At 63.0% G+C, this 19,033-nt stretch carries 22 protein-coding genes; 7 read left to right on the forward strand and 15 right to left on the reverse strand.

What is annotated here, in order from left to right:
* Position 1 precedes the first annotated feature (1 nt).
* Positions 2-820 carry a 23S rRNA (guanosine(2251)-2'-O)-methyltransferase RlmB gene (gene rlmB / locus KIT79_03170; GenBank protein ID MCW5828296.1) on the reverse strand — a complete coding sequence of 273 codons (819 nt, stop codon included), beginning with the start codon at positions 818-820 and terminating at the stop codon, positions 2-4.
* Between the two features lie 203 nt (positions 821-1,023).
* Between rlmB and KIT79_03175 the strand changes: the two genes are divergently transcribed.
* Both KIT79_03175 and KIT79_03180 read left to right on the forward strand, forming a co-directional pair.
* Positions 1,024-3,627 (forward strand): transglycosylase SLT domain-containing protein, encoded by a 2,604-nt coding sequence (locus KIT79_03175; GenBank protein MCW5828297.1) that lies wholly within the window; start codon positions 1,024-1,026, stop codon positions 3,625-3,627.
* 89 nt (positions 3,628-3,716) lie between these two features.
* The gene (locus tag KIT79_03180) at positions 3,717-4,121 is read left to right on the forward strand and encodes a hypothetical protein (protein MCW5828298.1); all 405 of its coding nucleotides are present in this window, start codon (positions 3,717-3,719) and stop codon (positions 4,119-4,121) included.
* A 10-nt stretch (positions 4,122-4,131) separates the two neighbouring features.
* On the opposite strand, the gene KIT79_03185 is transcribed toward KIT79_03180, so the two are convergent.
* From KIT79_03185 to rpmE, 13 genes are all read right to left on the reverse strand, one after another.
* Entirely contained in the window at positions 4,132-4,983 is an 852-nt protein-coding gene (locus KIT79_03185; GenBank protein ID MCW5828299.1) for a chemotaxis protein CheX, read from the reverse strand.
* A gap of 37 nt (positions 4,984-5,020) precedes the next feature.
* Entirely contained in the window at positions 5,021-5,383 is a 363-nt protein-coding gene (locus tag KIT79_03190) for a response regulator (GenBank protein ID MCW5828300.1), read from the reverse strand.
* A 169-nt stretch (positions 5,384-5,552) separates the two neighbouring features.
* The gene (locus tag KIT79_03195) at positions 5,553-6,026 is read right to left on the reverse strand and encodes a hypothetical protein (protein ID MCW5828301.1); all 474 of its coding nucleotides are present in this window, start codon (positions 6,024-6,026) and stop codon (positions 5,553-5,555) included.
* A 36-nt stretch (positions 6,027-6,062) separates the two neighbouring features.
* Positions 6,063-6,776, reverse strand: a complete 714-nt coding sequence (gene hisA, locus KIT79_03200; protein MCW5828302.1) for a 1-(5-phosphoribosyl)-5-[(5-phosphoribosylamino)methylideneamino]imidazole-4-carboxamide isomerase — start codon at positions 6,774-6,776, stop codon at positions 6,063-6,065.
* A gap of 37 nt (positions 6,777-6,813) precedes the next feature.
* Positions 6,814-7,440: an imidazole glycerol phosphate synthase subunit HisH gene (hisH, locus tag KIT79_03205; GenBank protein ID MCW5828303.1), complete on the reverse strand. Its 627-nt coding sequence runs from the start codon at positions 7,438-7,440 to the stop codon at positions 6,814-6,816.
* Between the two features lie 40 nt (positions 7,441-7,480).
* The gene (hisB, locus tag KIT79_03210) at positions 7,481-8,128 is read right to left on the reverse strand and encodes an imidazoleglycerol-phosphate dehydratase HisB (GenBank protein ID MCW5828304.1); all 648 of its coding nucleotides are present in this window, start codon (positions 8,126-8,128) and stop codon (positions 7,481-7,483) included.
* 21 nt (positions 8,129-8,149) lie between these two features.
* Entirely contained in the window at positions 8,150-9,238 is a 1,089-nt protein-coding gene (gene hisC / locus KIT79_03215) for a histidinol-phosphate transaminase (protein ID MCW5828305.1), read from the reverse strand.
* Positions 9,235-10,719 (reverse strand): histidinol dehydrogenase, encoded by a 1,485-nt coding sequence (gene hisD / locus KIT79_03220; protein MCW5828306.1) that lies wholly within the window; start codon positions 10,717-10,719, stop codon positions 9,235-9,237. The genes hisC and hisD overlap by 4 nt, the downstream gene beginning before the upstream one ends.
* Complete coding sequence (locus tag KIT79_03225; protein MCW5828307.1) at positions 10,716-11,351, reverse strand: ATP phosphoribosyltransferase; 636 nt, start codon at positions 11,349-11,351, stop codon at positions 10,716-10,718. Before KIT79_03225 ends, hisD begins: the two co-directional genes overlap by 4 nt.
* Positions 11,348-12,640 (reverse strand): UDP-N-acetylglucosamine 1-carboxyvinyltransferase, encoded by a 1,293-nt coding sequence (gene murA / locus KIT79_03230; GenBank protein ID MCW5828308.1) that lies wholly within the window; start codon positions 12,638-12,640, stop codon positions 11,348-11,350. Before murA ends, KIT79_03225 begins: the two co-directional genes overlap by 4 nt.
* Positions 12,633-13,535: a peptide chain release factor N(5)-glutamine methyltransferase gene (gene prmC / locus KIT79_03235; protein MCW5828309.1), complete on the reverse strand. Its 903-nt coding sequence runs from the start codon at positions 13,533-13,535 to the stop codon at positions 12,633-12,635. The genes murA and prmC overlap by 8 nt, the downstream gene beginning before the upstream one ends.
* The gene (gene prfA, locus KIT79_03240) at positions 13,532-14,629 is read right to left on the reverse strand and encodes a peptide chain release factor 1 (protein MCW5828310.1); all 1,098 of its coding nucleotides are present in this window, start codon (positions 14,627-14,629) and stop codon (positions 13,532-13,534) included. Before prfA ends, prmC begins: the two co-directional genes overlap by 4 nt.
* 100 nt (positions 14,630-14,729) lie before the next feature.
* Positions 14,730-14,936, reverse strand: a complete 207-nt coding sequence (gene rpmE / locus KIT79_03245; GenBank protein ID MCW5828311.1) for a 50S ribosomal protein L31 — start codon at positions 14,934-14,936, stop codon at positions 14,730-14,732.
* A 111-nt stretch (positions 14,937-15,047) separates the two neighbouring features.
* On the opposite strand from rpmE, the gene KIT79_03250 reads away from it, so the two are divergent.
* Positions 15,048-15,464, forward strand: a complete 417-nt coding sequence (locus tag KIT79_03250; GenBank protein MCW5828312.1) for a CoA-binding protein — start codon at positions 15,048-15,050, stop codon at positions 15,462-15,464.
* A 3-nt stretch (positions 15,465-15,467) separates the two neighbouring features.
* Here the strand turns inward: KIT79_03250 and KIT79_03255 are convergent, their stop codons facing one another.
* Positions 15,468-16,280 carry an NAD-dependent protein deacylase gene (locus KIT79_03255; GenBank protein ID MCW5828313.1) on the reverse strand — a complete coding sequence of 271 codons (813 nt, stop codon included), beginning with the start codon at positions 16,278-16,280 and terminating at the stop codon, positions 15,468-15,470.
* Between the two features lie 101 nt (positions 16,281-16,381).
* Here KIT79_03255 and KIT79_03260 point away from each other — a divergent pair, with 101 nt between their 5' ends.
* The 4 genes from KIT79_03260 to KIT79_03275 all read left to right on the forward strand — a co-directional run bounded on the left by KIT79_03260 (position 16,382) and on the right by KIT79_03275 (position 18,869).
* Positions 16,382-17,509, forward strand: a complete 1,128-nt coding sequence (locus KIT79_03260) for a hypothetical protein (protein ID MCW5828314.1) — start codon at positions 16,382-16,384, stop codon at positions 17,507-17,509.
* A 109-nt stretch (positions 17,510-17,618) separates the two neighbouring features.
* Complete coding sequence (locus KIT79_03265) at positions 17,619-17,993, forward strand: iron-sulfur cluster assembly accessory protein (GenBank protein MCW5828315.1); 375 nt, start codon at positions 17,619-17,621, stop codon at positions 17,991-17,993.
* A gap of 5 nt (positions 17,994-17,998) precedes the next feature.
* Positions 17,999-18,229, forward strand: coding sequence for a DUF2480 family protein (locus tag KIT79_03270; protein ID MCW5828316.1), 231 nt, complete (start codon positions 17,999-18,001; stop codon positions 18,227-18,229).
* A 367-nt stretch (positions 18,230-18,596) separates the two neighbouring features.
* Positions 18,597-18,869, forward strand: coding sequence for an HU family DNA-binding protein (locus KIT79_03275; protein ID MCW5828317.1), 273 nt, complete (start codon positions 18,597-18,599; stop codon positions 18,867-18,869).
* The last annotated feature ends 164 nt before the right edge of the window (positions 18,870-19,033 follow it).

Genomic DNA, 19,033 nt, shown 5'->3' on the forward strand with positions numbered 1-19,033 from the left:
ATCAGCGGTTTCCCTTCTCCACGGCAAGTGCATAGAGCAGCACGCCGGCCGCAACGCTGACATTCAGGGAGGCCACCTTGCCGGTCAGCGGAATACGGACACGGGCATCACACTGCTTCAGGTTCAGCGGGCGGATTCCCTTTTCCTCCGAACCCAGCACCAGCGCCAGCGGCCGGTCCAGATCAAGCCGTTCGGGATCAATCCCCTCGTTCGCGTCAGCCCCGACGATCCAGTAGCCCATCTCCTTCAGGTGGGTGAGCATCCGGGCGAGGTTGCCAATCCGCGCCACCGGAAGATGGGCGGTGGCGCCGGCAGCCGCCCGCTCGGCAGCAGGTGTCACCGGTGCCTGCCGGTCCTTGGGTATCAGCAGGCCCCCGGCACCAAACGCCTCGGCCGAGCGGATCACGGCGCCCAGATTCTGGGGATCCTGCACCGAATCGAGGACAACCAGAAGACCCCTGTTCCGGGCAACCTCCTGGATGAGTTGCTCGGGATCGGCATAGGCGAACGGATCCAGAACGGCCACTGCACCCTGATGCCTCTGGCCCGCCGAAAGCCGGTCCAGGCCGTCACGATCCACGAATGAAGTCTTTACCCGGCGCTCGCGGGCCTGATCCACGAGCTGGCGGTATTCTCCACCCTGGGATCCGGCAAGCACATACAGGTGCCGGACCGGTGAAGCGGCGCGAAGCGCCTCCTCGACAGCCCGGCGGCCACAGACAATGCGTGCGTCGCCAACCCCGGTATCAGACGCGCTCGCAGGACGCTCATCCCTGCGAAAACCGCGACGGGGCAAATCTCGCCGTGAAGGGTTCTTCATTATGCGGATTGAGTAGCCCGTCTACCGGACAAAGACGAGCGTCCGGCCACCATGGCGGGACCCTCCCGCAATATTTACAGCGGTGAAATCTCCGGAGCGGCATCCTTGAAACACCGCATTGGTTCCCGGACGCCAGACCGGTCAGAATGGACACCGGGTGAGAGAGCCGGGCTGATCGTTGCTGCCTTGGAATGAAGAGACGAATGAACCGGAACGGTTTCGCCGTTTGGATCCTGGCACTGGCGTTTAGTGGCGCCGGGGCTGCCTGTACCTGGGGATCCCGCGAATCTTCCACGCACGAAACGCCTTCCACGGCTTCCGAGGCGTTCGAGCAGATCCGGCACGCCGTTATCGCCGGCAAATATGGTCTTGCCGAGCAGCTTCTCGATGCCAACTCTTCCCGTTTTGACGATCCCACGACACGCGACCGGATCCATTTCATGCGTGGCTGGATTGCGCTTTCACAGCGGAACTACCCGGAAGCCCGGCGCTGGTTTGAACGTATCCGGGATACCAACACGACTCTTCAGCCGATCGCCCTGTATTTCCGGGCCCAGAGCCATTCTCTGGCCGAAGATCATGAGCATGCGGCCGAACTCTACGAACGGCTGATCGACAGCTTCCCCGGCAGCCGGCGGGCGATCGAGGCCAGATTCAATCTTGCCAACGTCTATTTCCGCAAGGGCCGCTTCGAGGACGCCATCCAGCTCTATGAGATCATGCAGCGGAATCCCAACCTGCAGGGTGAGCTGTACCTGGCAAACCGCCCGCAGGTTCTGCTGAATCAGGCTGATTCACTCGCGGCCCTAGGCCGCGGACTCGAAGCCCTTTCCCGTTACGAGACGCTTTACTATGACTTCCCCCTGACGCCCGAGGCTGACCAGTCATCCGGCCGGATCGTCAGTATCCGGAACGAGCTGGGCGAGCCGCCGTTTTCAGCAAATCCTTCCCGGACACTTGCTCGGGCCCGCCAGCTTGCCGACAACAACCGCTCCCGGCAGGCCGTCCAGGAACTGGAAGCCGTACTGCCTGCGCTCAGGGAGCGCGGCGAGCGAAGCTGGTTCGACGGACTGCTGGCACTTGGCCGTGCGCTGGAACGGGACCGGCGTTTTCCCGAAGCCCGGAATGCCTACCGGCAGGCCCTCGCCATACCGGGACAGAACACGGCGCCGGTACGCCTGCGTATGGCACACGCAACGGTGAGGACCAGTGAAATGCAGGGGATCGAAATGTTCCTCGGCATCGCACGGGATTTCACCGACCCTGCCGTGGCTGGCGAGGCCCTGTATCACGCAGCCCGTTTCCACCATGTCGCCCCGCGGATTGCGGAGGCGAAGTCCCTATACGAGCAGATCAACGCCCGGTTTCCCAAATCGGACTGGGCCCATGCAGCCCGGTTCCAGCTCGGGTGGCTGGACTATCTGGCCGGTGACTACCCCTCCGCGATCGCCTGGTTCGAAAAGACAAACGAGGGCCGCACCAGCGGCGAAGAGTACGAACGCGCCTTTTACTGGCAGGCACGCGCACTCGAAAAGACCGGCCGCACGGACGAGGCGGACGCAATCTATTCCCGCCTGTGGAACGGACAGAACTGGCACTACTATGGCGCGCTGGCCCGGGGACGACTGGACCGTCTCCCGGCAGACCGCATCTTCGCGCAGATGCTTCCCGAAGACGGACAGCCGCTGCCGCTTGCTCCGGCTCCGCTCCGTCAGGAGCCGGAACTGGCGCAGCTTGCGCTGGCATTCAGCGGCCTCCGGCGTGAATCGGTCCTGACGGCGATGGAACTGCTCGTCCTGGGACTTACCAGCGAAGCCGGAGACGAGCTGGACTTCGTCGCCCAGGGTAATCCTCCGGGCGAGCAGGTGAGCCGCCTCCTGCCGCTGCTCGAAGAAGCCGGGGACTACCGGCGCCTTCGCACCTGGGGATGGAACTCCCTCGGCAAGCCCTCGGTGCCCGAGATCGCCAATGTCCGGAGCTGGCGCGCCCTCTACCCGCGGGCTTACCTGGAGCCAGTCAACGCGATGGCCCAGAAGAACGCCTTGGATGCGCGGTTCATACTGGCCATCATCCGGGAGGAGTCGGCTTATGATCCGATGGCCGCTTCTCCTGCCAACGCCCACGGCCTGATGCAGCTCATTCCCGAGACAGCGAACCAGGTGGCGAAGTCCCTGAAACTGGGCAAGGTTGACCTGAACGGACTCAGGACTCCGGATCAGAACATCCTGCTCGGAAGCACCTATCTGCGCCAGCTCATCCGCGAATTCGACGGGAATGTCGTATATGCCGTCGCCAGCTACAACGGAGGCCCGCACAATCTCCGGCGCTGGCATGAGCGGTTCGGCAACCTGGAAGCCGACGAATTCACCGAGGAGATACCGTTCCGGGAAACCCGGAACTACGTGAAAAAGATCTTCAAGAGCTGGTCGAACTACCGGCTATTGTACGGTCCCGATGGCGAGCGGCTGTATGCCCTCGCCATTGAGCAGATGCTGTCGCCGGCACCACAGGCGCGTCCTGCTTCCGCCAATGTTTCTCTCCGCATGGCAACCAGCATCTTCACTCCGAACCGGAGCGATGCCAGCCGGGAACTCGACCTACCTGTCAATGCTGGAGTTCCGGACTATTTGCAGCTGGCCAGCGAACCGGTATGGCAGCCATCCGGGCCGCCGGCTGCGGCAGCCGATCCGGCCAGAGAATACCCGGCCGTCATCGAGGATGAGCCCGGCCCTGCCGGCCTGGACCCTGTCCGGCTCTCCGACATTCCCGATGAACGGCCCTCATCTGTTCGCCCGGATTCGCCCTGACTGTCCCTTTCCCGTTCACACATAACCACCTATCCTTGGATGGCAGGAGCGGGAACTGTCCCGCAGGCTCGCCATGAGGGTTGATGGTCATGATGAACTTACAGCAGCAGTTTGAAACCGCCGTGCCGCAGGAGCCGGATGCACTGACGGGCGATTATGCCGTTCATCTGGTCGCCCGCTTCCTGCCGCGGCCAATCCGCTTTCTCGGCCATACGAAGGTGTTCGAACGGACCCCTGACGGCATCCGGGGATACAACGCCTTTCTGGGGAAACTGATCAAGGCTGGCCATTTCCGTGTGGAAAAGGGAATGTCTGCCGACGGGACCGAAGTCACGAAGATCATCTATGACACGCGCAAGAACCCGCCTATCATGCGCCCGCTGGTGGATGAAGTGCGCGAAACGAGGCCCGGCCAGTTTCTCGGGAGAGGGATGTACCGGCTCGGCAGCGCCGCCCGGAACATCTTCTGGTTCACAGTGACCAGGGAAAACTAGGGCCCCGCAGCTAAAGCACCAGTGCGAGCAGGACCTGGTGGCCGTCCGGCGTCGCCAGGTTGTATTTGAGGGCGCGTCCCGTGCCCAGCGAAATCGGTCCGGATATCACATCTGGCGGCAGTATTTCGGAGCGCACGCCCATCTGGGCGAGGCGGGCCACCACGTTGCCTGTGACAATGTTGCAGAACTCCTGGACCGAATCCTGAAGCGCCACCGGATCATTCGGGTCGAACATGCTGCCGAGCAGCTTGAGGCCGATCGTGGCAGTTACGGCTTCAGGAAGGCCGAGTATGTATGACGTCCTGATCCCGCCCTCGAACCGGATCAGGGACGCCTTTCCGGGCGGCATGACCGAACCGGTGATCCACTCGTTCCCCATCACCTTGGTTTCGACGCCGCCCATGCGGAGCAGCATCTTCTGCGTCATGTCCACAAATACCCGCACGGTATCGGTAACCTGGAGTTCGCTCGGGACCGGGATGCCGCCCGCCGTGTCGTAGACCTTCTGGTCTTCCTTGAACGCCGCGAGCGCCTTGTCCACGACGTCACGCGCCGCAAAGCCCTTCAGAACGACTGCATCGCCGAGATAGATATGGTCATTCTGCTGCATCAGCAGAAGCTCATCCACCTGCTTCGCCGTCAGGAGGTTCAGATCAACGGCGGCCTGGCCGAACTTGAGATCCTTCTGCTGCTGCAGCCGGTTGATCTGGGCCGACTGCTCCCTGGTGAGGTAGCCCTTCTTCACGGCGTAGTCGCCGAGCTTCAGGTTCTGCGCCTGCTGATACTCCACCGCCTCGACAAGCTGCGGAGCGCTGATGATCTTCTGCTCCAGCAGGAACTGTCCGAAAAACTTCACTCCCACGGCGATTCCACCCTTTCCGGTATCCGGTAAAAAAACCTTACAGCGACGTCAGCGTCTGCTTTATCTTCTCGGGCTCGAACGGCTTGGCAATCACGTCCTTGGCGCCCACCTTGAGCGCTTCGACCACCTTGTCGCCCACGCCGCCCAGTGACGAGATCATCACGACCTTGGCGTTCTGGTCCAGTTGCAGGATGGCCCGGGTCGCCTGGAGTCCGTCCATCAGCGGCATGACGATATCCATGCACACGATGTCCGGGGTCAGGGACTTGTACATCTTCACCGCCTCGGCGCCGTTTTTGGCATGCCCGACTATTTCAAAGCCGTTCAGGCCGACAATGATGCTTTCAAGCTGTTTCGCGGTGGTGACGGAATCGTCCACCAGCAGAACCCGTTTTGCCATGGGGTCTTTCCACCTTCTCCACAAGCAGTTGTGGCCGGCTGAGTTATTCCGGTCCGTTTTGCTTTACGGGGCGGATGGTAGAACGCAGGACGGCGCGGGCGCAATTGCCCGCGCTGAAAAACCTGCCGCAGTGCGTGAAAACGGCCAGAACAAGGGGAAATGCCGGTTCCTACTCCACGGCACCGGCCATCAGTTCCAGAATATCCTTCCCCTGAACCGTGATGGTGACATTGATAGTACCATCGGGCGTTTCGCTTAGAACACGCGCCTCGTTGATGCGAAGGTCGCCGGGAACCAGCCGGGCAGCAGCAGCGGGCCTGAGGCCGCACTCGGCCGCCGTCTTTTTCAGGAGCCTGTCCGCAGCATTGATCCGGGCCGCCCGCTCCCCAGCCAGCCGGGCCGTGGTCCCTGAACTGCCCTCGGGCGGCTTCCCCTTGCCAGCCATGTCGTAATACCGGCGGGGGTCGATGCCGGGACAGCTGAACTGGGAAAGGGTTTCCGCCCTCTGAAATCCTCCGGGGCCGGTGTCGGCTGCCTGCCGATCAGTTCCACGCTGCCGCTCCTCGTAACTCCGCCGCCGGTTGCAGGCCGGAACAACCAAAACGACTGCCATCAGAACCGTCAGCACCATCGTGGATTTCATCTGGGAAATTTCTCCTTCAGCCGAACCTGGGGTTCATCAACCGGCCACGTCGATAGCATCCTCAAGGGTAAACTTCGACTCATAGAGAGCCCGGCCGACAATCACTCCCTCGACCCCGGCAATCTCCGACAGTGCCCGGATATCGTCCAGCCGGGCAACTCCGCCCGACGCGATCACCCGTCCGGTATCTGCCGCCAGCCGGGAGGTTTGCTCGAGGTTCGGTCCCTCCAGCATGCCATCGCGGGAAATGTCCGTATAGATCACATGCGTCGCCCCGGCTTCCAGTGCCTTCCGGGCCAGATCCAGGGCGGAAACTCCCGTCAATTCGGTCCAGCCCTGCACGGCCGCCATTCCGTCCCGGGCGTCAATGCCGGCGGCCACCTTGCCGGGGAAGTTCCGGATGATTTCGAACGCCTTGTCCGGTTCACGCACCAGCAGCGAACCCAGCACGATGCGGCTGACTCCAGCATCGATGTAGCCCGCCGCCAATTCCGGCGTACGGATACCACCGCCCAGTTGCACCGGCACATGACAGTCCTGCACAAGCCGCGCAACGAGATCCCGGTTGACCGGAAGCCCGTCGCGGGCGCCGTCCAGATCAACGACGTGAATCCACTCGGCTCCCCGGCGGACCCACTCCCTCGCCTGCGCGACCGGATCCGGGTTGTAAACCGTTTCCCGTGCGTAATCGCCCTGAGAAAGGCGGACGCACTGTCCTCCGCGAATGTCGATGGCTGGATAGACAATCATGGCCGGGCGCAGCGTATCCTATCGGTTTCCGGTCCGCTCACAGGGCAAGGAAATTTTCCAGCAGCCGGATACCGGCCGACTGGCTTTTTTCCGGGTGAAACTGGGTGGCGTGAACATTGTCCTTTGAAACGGCAGAAATGAAATTCGTCCCGTAGTCGGTCGTCGCCGCTACCCAGTTCCGGTTATCCGGCGTCAGCTGCGCGAAGTACGAGTGAACGAAATAGAAATACTCTTCCTGCGGAATCCGGCTGAATAGTCCGGCTTCACGCTCCTTGCGGATCGAGTTCCACCCCATGTGCGGCACCTTGAGCTGCGTGAAGCCGGGATCGGGAAACCGGATCACCCGGCCCGGAATGATTCCCAGCCCTTCCTTGCCGCCATGCTCCTCGCTGTGTTCGAACAGGATCTGGAGGCCAAGGCACAGGCCGAGATACGGCGTGCCACCCTCGATTTTTTCCCGGACTGCTTCCAAGAGGCCGCGGGAGGCGAGCGTCGTCATGCAGTCGGCGAAAGCCCCCTGCCCCGGAAGCACGACCCGGTCGGCGGCCAGCACCTCGGCCCGGTCCTTCACGACCCTGACCTCGCCTCCGGCCACTTCCAGAGCCTTGGCGACACTGCCGAGATTTCCCCGGCCGTAGTCAATTACCGAAACCTTCTTAGCCATTTGGGGGATCCGGACTCCTCTGGCGGCGGCCAGATCAATTTCAAAGAACGCCCTTCGTGGAGGCGGGCTTGCCGCCGGACGCAGCCGGGCTCACCGCCACACGGAGTGCGCGGGCGAATGACTTGAACAGCGCCTCGACAATGTGATGGCGGTTCTCGCCATAGCGGACCGTCAGGTGCAGCGTCACCAGTGCGTGATTGGCGAACGACTGGAAGAAATGCGATACCATCTCCACGTCGAAATTCCCGATCTTTCCCGACGGAACATCTCCGTTGAAAACCACATGCGGACGGCCCGACAGGTCAATGACCGTCTCGCAGCAGGCCTCATCCAGCGGCGCGGCGAAAAAACCGAACCGCTGGATCCCCGCCTTGTCACCGGCCGCCTCCCTGAACGCCTGTCCGAGACAGATGGCCACATCCTCGACGGTGTGGTGGGCGTCCACCTCCACGTCGCCGGACGCCCGGACTTCCAGGTCCATTGCGCCGTGAACGGCAAGCTGCGCCAGCATGTGGGACAGGAACGGCACCGGCGTATCGATCTCGTAGCGGCCCGTCCCGTCGAGATTGAGGCGTAGCAGTATGTCGGTTTCGCGGGTTGTCCGCTTCACCATTCCCGTGCGCCCGGCGGGCTTCGTCCGTACGGATGCCCTGCCGGCGGTTTTCCTGGTTTTTTTCGCTTTACCCATGTTCGTACATCCAGTGCGGTGTCAGTCCACCAGCGTTTCGAGCGCCTTTACCAGCTCCCGGTTTTCCGCCGGTGTACCAACGGTGATTCTCAGGCAGCCATCCAGCCGTCCGGGGCGGCTCAGGTTCCGGACCAGAATACCTTTCCGCCGCAGCGTATCCCACAGCCAGATCGCATCACCGCCCCGCACCCGGACGAGCAGGAAGTTCGCCTCGCTCGGGTACGCCTTCAGCGTCTCGAACCGGCGGAGCCGGTCAAACAGCCAGTCCCGCTGTCCGATCACCCGGTTCACGTTCCTGTCCATTTCGGCCGCATTACGGAGCGCCACCTCGGCCACCTTCAGGTTCAATCCCCCGATATTATAAGGGAGCCGGACCCGCTCCAGCCGGCTAGCAACAGCCTCGCTGCAGAGCGCCATCCCGAAACGGGCGGTCGCAAACCCGACCTTCGAGAGCGTCTTCATCACGACCAGATTCGGATATCGCGGGAGCCGGTCCACCCAGCTTGAATCGGCAAAATCCCCGTAGGCCTCGTCCACAACCACGATTGCGCCAGAGTCCTCCAGCAGCCATTTCACCACATCCGGGTCGAAGCAGTTGCCGGTCGGATTGTTCGGCATGGCCAGGAACACGAGGTTCACGGGTGTCCTGACCACGGCACGGCCCACGTCCTTCAGGTCAAGATCAAATTCGTCGTCCGTCTCGACAGACACCACCTCGTAACCGCGGCTCTTGCCGATGATCCCGAACATGGAGAATGCCGGATTGGGCACCAGCAGCCTCGGCCGGGAGCGGGCAGGACCGGCAAAAACATCCAGCAGCATCCCGATCAGTTCGTCGGAGCCGTTCCCGAGCACCACCTGCGTGTCCCTGGGCGCCCGGTACCGCTTCAGGATCAGCTTCTTCAGCGCCGCAGGATCGGATTCGGGATACCGGTTCGGCTGGATTTTCCTGAATTCCGCCGCCAGCTGGGCGCGGAACGCGAGCGAGGGCGCATAGGGCAGTTCGTTCGCGTCGAGACGGATTTTCGCCTGGACAGCCTGAACGTGATAGCCCTTCATCTCCTCCACTTCCGGGCGGACGAGATCACGAAACCGAGGCGGGAGCTTCACTTCCGTTTCCCCCCACCCGGCTTGTTGCGCGGCTTGAGCAGGTGCACCTTGGCCAGTTTTCCCGCAGCCGGTTTCCCTGCCCTGGCAGGGCTGTCAACAGCGCGGAGCTGCGGCTTCTTGCCGCGCCCGCCGGGAAGCTGGACGACCTTGCCCCCCGGACCGGCAGGAGGCCTGCTGTCCGGCTTTGGCCCGGTACGTGGCAGACGGATCTCCACCGACCGGGCATGCTCGAAAAGTCCTTCAGCACGGGCGAGTGCCACGATCGATGGCCCCAGCACGTTCAGCGCTTTCTCGGACGTATAAACGACGCTCGTCCGCTTCAGGAAAACACCCACGCCAAGGGGGCCGGAAAACCGGGCAGCGCCGCCCGTGGGGAGCACGTGGTTGGAACCCGCGAGGTAATCTCCCATCGCTTCCGGAGTCGTACGGCCGAGAAAAATCGCCCCGGCGTTCCGGATGTGACGGGCGAGACCCTCCGGCCGGCGGACCATCAGTTCCACGTGCTCAGGCGCAATCCCGTTGGCAACCTCGACCGCCTCGGCAAGCGAACCGGTCAGGATGATCATCCCCCGGTCCGGCACCGACTGTTCGAGGATGTTCCGCCGCGGCGATACCTCGACGGCCCGCATGATCTCGTGCTGAACGAGGCGTGCGAGCTGCGGCGAATCGGTCAGCAGTATCGCTGCCGCTGTTTCATCGTGCTCGGCCTGCGAGAGCATGTCCGCCGCGATCTCGGCCGGACCGGCCGAACTGTCGGCGATGACCACGATTTCCGACGGCCCTGCCACTGACTCGATTCCGATGCGGCCATAAAGCTGGCGCTTGGCCTCCGCGACATAGGCGTTTCCGGGGCCGACAACCACGGGACAGGCGGGGACCGTTTCGGTCCCGAATGCGAGCGCCGCAACAGCCTGCGCGCCGCCAAAACGGAACAGCCTGTCGACACCGGCAATGGCACAGGCGGCGAGAATTACCGGACTCGATTCCAGTGACGCGCCCGGCGAGGTGGCGATCACCTCCCCGACACCGGCCACCCTGGCGGGAATCACGTTCATCAGTACCGTGGAGGGGTAGGCTGCCTTGCCGCCGGGGATATACACCCCGGCGCGGTCTACCGGCTCCACGCGCATTTCAAGACGGCTTCCAAACCGGTCACGCACGGTGTAACCACCGCTCACCTGCTTTGCGTGGTACCACTCGATCCGCTCGCGGGCGAGCTTCAGCGCCTTCACCACCGCCGGATCCACGATCGAAAGTGCTTTCGCAAAATCGGCCCTGGGAACCTCGGCGGCCGCATCGGAGGGGACCCCGTCAAGGCGGGCGGCATGCTCGCGCAGGGCGACGTCGCCGCGCCGGGACACATCTTCGATGATCTTGCGGACAGCCTCGGCCACTTCCGGCAAGGCGCCGGCGGTCCTGGGCCGGAGACGCTCCAGCCGCTCCCGGTAGGAGCCCGTGCCGCTGTCGAAGATCCCGATCATGCGGCAGAAAGCTCCCCAATGCGGCCCGTGAGGTCACGGATTTCCCGCGGTTTCAGCTTGAGTGCTGCCGGATTGCACACCAGCCGGCAGGTTGACTCCAGCATCACGACATCCTCGACGAGTCCGTTCGCCCTGAGCGTCCCGCCCGTCGAGACGAGATCGGCAATCCGGTCGGCGAGCCCCACCAGCGGGGCCAGCTCCACCGAACCGTACAGCTTCACAATCTCGGCCCGGCGCCCGAGCCGGTTCAGATAGTCCGTCGTCAGGTTCACGTATTTCGTCGCCACCCGGATCGGCTCGTCCGGGTGCAGCTCTGAAAACGGCGCGTCGCCCCTGCGGCGCGCCAGCGACAGCCGGCACCTGCCGATGCCGAGGTCGTGCAGCTCGAAAAGCCGGGAACCGCCCTCCAGCAGCACGTCCTTGCCCACAATACCCAGTTCGGCAGCGCCCGATTCGACATATGTGGGCACATCCTGCGACCGGACCACCAGCAGGCTCAGGCCTGCCTTCGGAAAGTTGTGGATGAGCGAGCGGCTGTCCCGGCGGACCTGCTCAGCAGACACGCCCAGCGGCGCGAGCAGTTCCATGCTCTCGTCGAATACCCTTCCCTTGGCGACAGCAACCGTAATCATGCGTCTCCTGGTGCTTTCCCCGGCCAGCGGCCAGCGAACCGCTCGATCATCGCTCCCAGCGTGGCCAGTTTCTTCTCAAGCCCTTCATAGCCCCGGTCCAGATGGTAAATCCGGTCTACCACCGATTCTCCATCGGCCACGAGCGCCGCCAGCACCAGTCCCGCCGATGCCCTCAGATCGGTCGCCATGACCGGAGCGCTGGTGAGCCGCGGCACCCCCTGCACAATGGCGACGTTGCCCTTGATCCGGATATCCGCGCCCATGCGAACCAGTTCCTGTACATGCATGAACCGGTTTTCAAAAACATTCTCCGAGATCACCGATGTCCCGCTGGCCACTGTCATCAGGGCCATGTACTGCGCCTGCATGTCGGTCGCAAAGCCGGGGTAAGGCTGCGTTTCGACATCGGCTGCCCTCAGCGACCGGGGACCGTCCGGCGCACGGACACGGATGGTGCTCTCGCCGTTCTCGACCTGGACGCCGGTGGCTGCCAGCTTGGCGACCACCGCCGAGGAGTGGGCGGCAATGGCATTTTCCAGCATCACGTCTCCGCCTGTGATGGCCGCCGCAATCAGCAGCGTGCCGGTTTCGATCCGGTCGGGCATCACCGTGCGCGCAAACGGCTTCAGCGATTTGGTTCCCGTCACAACGATCCGCTCGGTTCCGGCGCCTTCGATGCCAGCACCCATCGAGGCCAGCACTTCGGCCAGTTCGACTACCTCCGGCTCCTGTGCACAGTTGGCCAGCACGGTCGTCCCTTCGGCGCAGGCAGCGGCCATCAGGGCATTCTCCGTCCCGGTCACGGTCTGGATGTCGAACGTGAACCTGCAGCCCTTGAGCCGTCCCGCCTCGGCGTAGACATATCCGTGCTCGACCCGGAGTGTGGCCCCCAGTGCCTCCAGCACTTTCAGGTGCTGGTCAATCGGGCGGGCGCCAATGGCACATCCGCCAGGAAGCGAAACCTTCGCCTTTCCGAACCGGGCAACCAGTGGCCCCAGCACCAGCACCGATGCGCGCATGGTTTTCACGAGGTCGTACGGAGCCTCGAAGTTCCGGACGCCGGACGTATCAACCGTCACGGCGCCGCCGGACCGGGTAACACGTGCGCCCATGTTTTCCAGAAGCCGCCCCATCGTGTGGATATCGGCAAGCTGCGGCACGCCCTTCAGGACACTTTGCCCGTCTGAAAGCAGGGAGCAGGCCATGAGCGGGAGCGCGCTGTTTTTCGCGCCAGACACCCGCACCGTCCCCTTGAGACGCGCACCGCCGCGTATGAGGAACTTATCCACCGGCAGCCTCCTGCTCCGGGTTTCCGCCGGGCCACAGGCAGCGGATCATCCGGTCCGCGCCGGAGAGGTCAGGCAGGATCTCGACGCTGCCATATCCAGCCGGGAAGGCCAGTTCGCGCACCTGCTCTCCCTGGTCCTCCCCGATTTCCATGACCAGCAGGCCCCCCGGCACCAGAAGCGATCTGGCTCCGAGAAAAATCCGCCGGATAATACCAAGGCCGTCCCGCCCACCGAACAGCGCCAGATGAGGCTCGTAGTTTGCCACCTGAGGAGGCAAGTCCACCCCCTCGGCGATGTAAGGCGGGTTGGAAACGATGGCGTCGAACCGGAAACCGGCGACAACCGGAAATAGGTCAGCCTTCAGAAAGCGTACGCGGGCAGACACCCCGGCGGCCGCCGCATTGGCCGCCGCAATTTCCAGCGCGGCCGGAGAGGTATCGGTGGCCGTGACGCGCACATCCGGCCGCTCGGCAGCCACCGTCACGGCTATGGCGCCGCTCCCGGTGCCGATATCAAGAACATCCGCATTCCGTGAAAGCCTGCTCAGCAGGGCCTCCACGACTGTTTCAGTTTCCGGGCGGGGAATCAGCACGTCCGGTGTTACCCGGAACTCCCGTCCGAAAAACTCCCGCCGTCCCAGAATGTAGGCGACCGGCTCGCGCCGTTCCCGGCGCGAAACCAGGTCTTCGAAACAGGCCGCAACGGCCGGCAGCATTTTCTCGTCCCGCCGGGCAGCCAGTTGCGCCCGGGTCCAGCCCACTACCGACCCTAACAGCAGTTCGGCATCGAGCCGCGCCGAGACAATCCCGGCGGTGGCAAAGCGGGCGGCAGCCCCGGCCACCAGTGTCCGTGCCGTGGGGAGCATGGCAGCGTCTCTTGCCGCGCCCGTGTTCATGGCCGCCCCCCCGCCGTTTCAGCCGGTTCGTCCAGATCCCGGGCCAGCAGTTCCGCCTGGTAGTTCGATGTCAGCGGACCGATCAGCGGATCGAGATCGCCATCCATGATGGCCGTGAGCTGGTACAGTGTAAGTCCGATCCGGTGATCGGTGCAGCGTTCCTGCGGAAAGTTGTAGGTCCGAATCTTCTCGCTCCGTGCAGCCGATCCGATGAGGCTCCTGCGCTCGGAGGCAATCCGGTCGTCCTGCTCCTGCTGGGCGCGTGCGAGCAGCCGCGAGCGCAGGATCTTCAGCGCTTTTGCCTTGTTCTTGATCTGGCTTTTTTCGTCCTGGCAAATGACGACCGTGTTCGTCGGCAGGTGCGTCACGCGCACTGCCGAATCGGTCGTGTTCACGCTCTGGCCGCCGTGGCCGCCGGCACGGAACACATCGATCCTGAGTTCGTCATCCTTCAGCACGACATCCACATCCTCAGCCTCGGGCAGCACCGCCACGGTGGCCGTGGAGGTGTGGATGCGCCCCTGCGTCTCGGTGGCCGGAACCCGCTGCACACGGTGCACACCCGATTCGAACTTGAGACGCGAAAAAACGTCTTTCCCGCTCACCTGGGCGATCACTTCCTTGTAGCCGCCCGCGGAGTTCTCGGAGGCAGACAGCATTTCCACCTTCCACCGCCGGTCCTCCGCATACCGGGTGTACATCCGGAACAGGTCGGCCACAAACAGCCCGGCCTCATCGCCTCCGGTTCCGGCGCGAAGCTCCAGAATCGCGTTCCGGCCGTCATTCGGATCCTTCGGCAGGAGCAGCACCTTCAGTTCCTGTTCCGCCGATGCCAGCCGGGCCTCCAGGTCCGGGATCTCGGCCTGCGCCATCGCCCGCATTTCGGGGTCATTCCCGGCGGCCAGTTCGCGGCTTCCCTTCAGTTCTTCCTCGATCTTCTGATAGCCCCGGAACGATTCCACGACGGGAGCAAGCTCGGCATGCTCACGGGAGAGCTTCACATACCGGCTGTTGTCGGATGTGACGTCAGGATCGGCGAGAAGCCGCTCAAGCTCCCCGTGCCGCCGGGCCACCTTCTCCAGTTTTGCCGTTATGTCCATCGTCGTCCGTATCCGCTGCTGCTACCGGGGCCCCAAAAACGAAACCGCCCGCGCTCCTTGGGTGAGCCGGCGGGCGGTTTCAGTCGGGACGAAGCTAGGCTTTCTTGGCGTACTTCTTCCGGAACCGCTCGACGCGGCCCTCCGCGTCAATCACTTTCTGCTTGCCCGTGTAGAACGGATGGCATGCGGCGCATACGTCTACCGTGAAGTCACCGCGGACCGAACGGGTCTCGTAGACCGTCTGGCAACTGGCGCAGGTGACCTTGATGGGCCGGTAATGGGGATGAATCTGTGCTTTCATGTCCGATACCTTCCGGGCTGATAAACCCAAGGCCGTCGGGTATAAGGACTGGCGGTGGTAAAATCAAGCCGGGATGCCTGACGTCCGGCTGGGCCCGGATACAGGTACAACATGCTGATTTCAGATGAAAAACTGGCCGAAATCCTGGCTGCGTCCCGGTCAATCGCTGTTGTGGGGCTGTCCGAAAATCCGGCGGCGACCAGCCACAGCGTGTCTGCCTACATGCAGCGGCAGGGGTATCGCATCCTGCCGGTCAATCCGGCGGCCCGCCAGGTGCTTGGCGAGCAGGCCGTGCCGTCGCTGGCTGACCTGCCCGGACCTGCCGATATTGTGAACGTGTTCCGCCGCCCGGAACATGTGGCCGGCGTCGCCCACAGCACCCTTGCGCTCCCCTGGAAGCCGAAACTCCTCTTCGTCCAGCTTGGAATCACAAGCCCTGAGGCGATGGCGCTCATGGAAACATCGGACATTCCGTACATCGAGGACCGGTGCATCAAGATCGAGCACCAGCGGCTAGGCCGCCGGTAGCCGCTAGTTCCGCATCGCTCCCACCTGCTCTGCAATCGCCGAAAGTGTCTGGCCGATCGGCGTGAAGAACCTCGCCTCGGCAATTCCGTCCAGCGGCGTCTCGCTGGCGGTGATAATGACCAGCTTCGCGCCGGCGCGCCGGGCTTCCAGCGGCAGTTGCGCCGCCGGCTGCACGACGAGTGAACTTCCCAGCACGATGAACAGGCTGGCGGTGCGGGAAAGCTCGAAACTGTCCATCAGCTCCTTTTCGGGCATCGACTGGCCGAAGCTGATCGTGGCGCTCTTGATAGGCCCGCCGCATTTCCCCCCGCCAGGCATATCTTCCTCGCAATAGGGAACGTAATCCCTGACGTTGGCGCGGCTGGACCTCACCCAGTCCATCACCTGTGTCATGGGCCACGTCCTGCCGCACTCCAGGCAGACGGCCTTCATGGCCGTGCCGTGAATCTCGATCACGTTCCTCGACCCCGCCCGCTGGTGCAGCCCGTCGATGTTCTGGGTAATGACCGCCTGAACAAGGCCCGCCTTCTCCCATGCGGCCACGACCTCATGCCCCGCGTTGGGACGGGCCTTGTGAAACTCGTCGAACATCTCGTTCGACCGCTGCCAGTAGAGGCTCCGCTTTTCGTGACTGCGGATGAAGTTCTGGAACGTGTAGTCCTCCGGATCGTACCGGCTCCACACGCCTCCGGGAGACCGGAAATCGGGGATTCCGCTCTCGGTGGAGATGCCCGCGCCACTGAATACGACCGTGCTGGTGCTCTGCACGATCCAGCGGGCCACCTGCGCGCAGGCATCGTCGAATGAGGCAGTCATCGGCGGCAGTCTGATGCAGGTTGCGGTGAAGGAAAAGCGGCGGGCGGATTCTCCGGACTTGCAGATTGCGCCTCCAGCGGCTTTCATTCCGGGCACAGGCCATGATGATCACCGACGCATTCCCCCTCCTCGGCGAAGGGCTCCGCGTGGCGGCCGGCGCGGCCAGCCGGGGCTTCAGGCCCCCCCCGGAGCGCAGGTTTGAAGGCGACGCCGCCGCCATCTGTTCACAGGTGGCCAAGGCATGCTGGAACGGCCAGTATTTCCAGGCGGGCGGCGACCACTTTAACCAGTTCTGGATCCGCGATTTCGCGCTGGCGCTGCCGGGGCTGATTGATCTTGGCCTGCTGGAAGAGGCCCGCGCCACGCTCGAATTCGCCATGAACGCATGGGCCCGTACCGGCCGGATCACGACGACGGTGCTCTCCACGGGACAGGCCGTGGACGTGTTCCGGCTCGGGGCCGATTCCCTGCCGTTCCTGCTTTACGCTGCCAGCCTCACGGACCAGCAGGAACTGCTGGAACAGCACGGAAGCCTGATCGAGAAGGCGCTCGCCGGATATGGCGAGGCATTCTTCGATTCCCAGTCGGGCCAGTACCGCCTCGGTGTCTACTTCCCGACCGCCAAGGACATGATCACCCTGCCGGGCAACTGCGCGGGATTCGCATTCGTGGCATGGACCGACGCGCAGGCGCGGCGGCTCGGGAAGGCAAGCCCTTTCCCCGAAACGGACTTCGAACAGCTCCTCCACGACACGTTCTGGGAGAAGGACCACTATTCCAACGATCCCGGAAGCCGCATCCTGTCGGCCGACGCGAATTTGTGGCCCTTCTGGTGCGGCGTCGTCCGCGACCCCGTACGGGAACAAAAGGCCATCCGCGCCGTACAGAATGCGGGACTCGACCGGCCTTTTCCCCTGAAATACCACGCCACCCGTCATGCGCGGCATGAACACTGGGTCTCGCGGATCATCGTTCCCAACTACCAGGGCGACACGATCTGGACGATGCTCGCACTCCAGTGGATTGAACGGGTTGCCCTCTATGATCTCGCAAAAGCACGCCATTACCTTGAGCAAACCGCCCTCTGGATCGAAAAGTACGGCAACTGGATTGAGCTTTTCGAGCCGGATGGCTCAAGGCCGTTCCGGGGGCCCTTCGGCCATGGTGCCGCCCAAGGGCTCATCTGGGCAGCCAATTTCCCGCGGCTCTGGCGTAGCATCAGGGGCTAACAGCCCCGTCCCTTGCCTTCCCGGCGGGCATCGCTAATATGGGACTTAAGAGGTCCGGTTAAGTACGGACCCAAGCTTCGAGGGTATTCACATGGCACACGGCAAGGGCATGGTGGCGGCAGAGGAAAATGCTGTTATTCCGGCAGTTTCAGCGACAATCGCGGTGACTCCGGCAGCCATCGAAAAATTCCGCGCCCTGCTCAAAACCGAGAAGAACCTGCCCCCGGATACCGGGCTCCGGGTGGCTGTCGTGGATGGTGGCTGCGCCGGACAGAGCTACAAGCTGACCTTTGAAACAAAGGGCCGGGACGAGGATGAATCCCTCGAATTCGATGGCCTGAAGATATTCATCGACCCCAAGAGCGCCTCTTTCATTCGCGGCACAACGCTCGATTTCGTCGAGGGCCTGAACTCCGCCGGCTTCCAGTTCCTTAACCCCAACGTCCAGAAAACCTGCGGCTGCGGTTCATCGTTCAAGGTCTGATGCCAGTGTCCCGGCATGTCGTCGATATCTCGGATTTCGTGGAAGGCATGGTCAAGGCCGACACGTTCCCGTCTGCCCTGGACCGCCATGAATGGGCGAAATACCAGGACGCGGAAGTTTACCTCAAAGGCTGCGCCCCGACCTGGGCCTTCATGATGGCAGAAAAGCGGCTGGCCACCATCGCACGCAAGGTCTATTTCGGCGACCCTTCCGACTCCCCCGTTGAAATCCGCTGACGCAGCGGGTTCGAACCGGACATCGTCATCCCCTCATGGCAGGCGGCTCTCCCAGCCGAAAGTTTATTTTTTTGCTTGACACACCCCACTTATATGAGTAGAACTTGAGCCATACATATATGGCACCATATGTTGGGTGACGGTTGGTCACCGGTTTCTGGGCCAGCAACAAGGAGCGGACAGGGCCTCTAGGTTAAGAGGACTATCCGGGCGCCGAGCCGAAAGTTTCAAAATTCAATGCCGGTGTGGTGACCCGAACCTTCTTCTCCAAGTTCCCACCCATTACCACCACTCGCCACACCGGCATTGCCTAAACCCAAAACGCTCCCTTCAGGAGAAGGGACCAGACGAAGGAAAGAGAGACCCCATGACGAAAGCAGAACTGGTAAGCAAAGTGGCCGACAAGGCCGACGGCGTGTCAAAGAAGACCGTTGAGGATCTGATTGATGCGACGTTCGATGCCATCGCCGCCACGATCAAGAAGGAAAAGCGGTTTGCCGTGCCGGGCTTCGGCACCTTCACCGTGCGTAACCGCGCCGCCCGCAAGGGACGCAACCCGCAAACCGGCCAAGTGATCAACATCAAGGCCTCGAAGACCGTGGGCTTCAAGCCGGCACCGGGTCTCAAGGGCAAGCTCTAATACAGGTTTGAAAATTGTCCGGGGGCGTCTGGATGTTAAACCCATAGCCCTCACCTACTTTTCGGGCGTCCCCGGACATTTACATTATACCAGCCGCCGCCTCCCTCCGGGAAGCGGCGGTTTCCTTTTGCCCGGTACCCGGCCGGGCTGTCATATCACTTGAT

It is taken from the genome of Deltaproteobacteria bacterium (genome assembly GCA_026129095.1).
Classification (GTDB): domain Bacteria; phylum JAGRBM01; class JAGRBM01; order JAGRBM01; family JAHCIT01; genus JAHCIT01.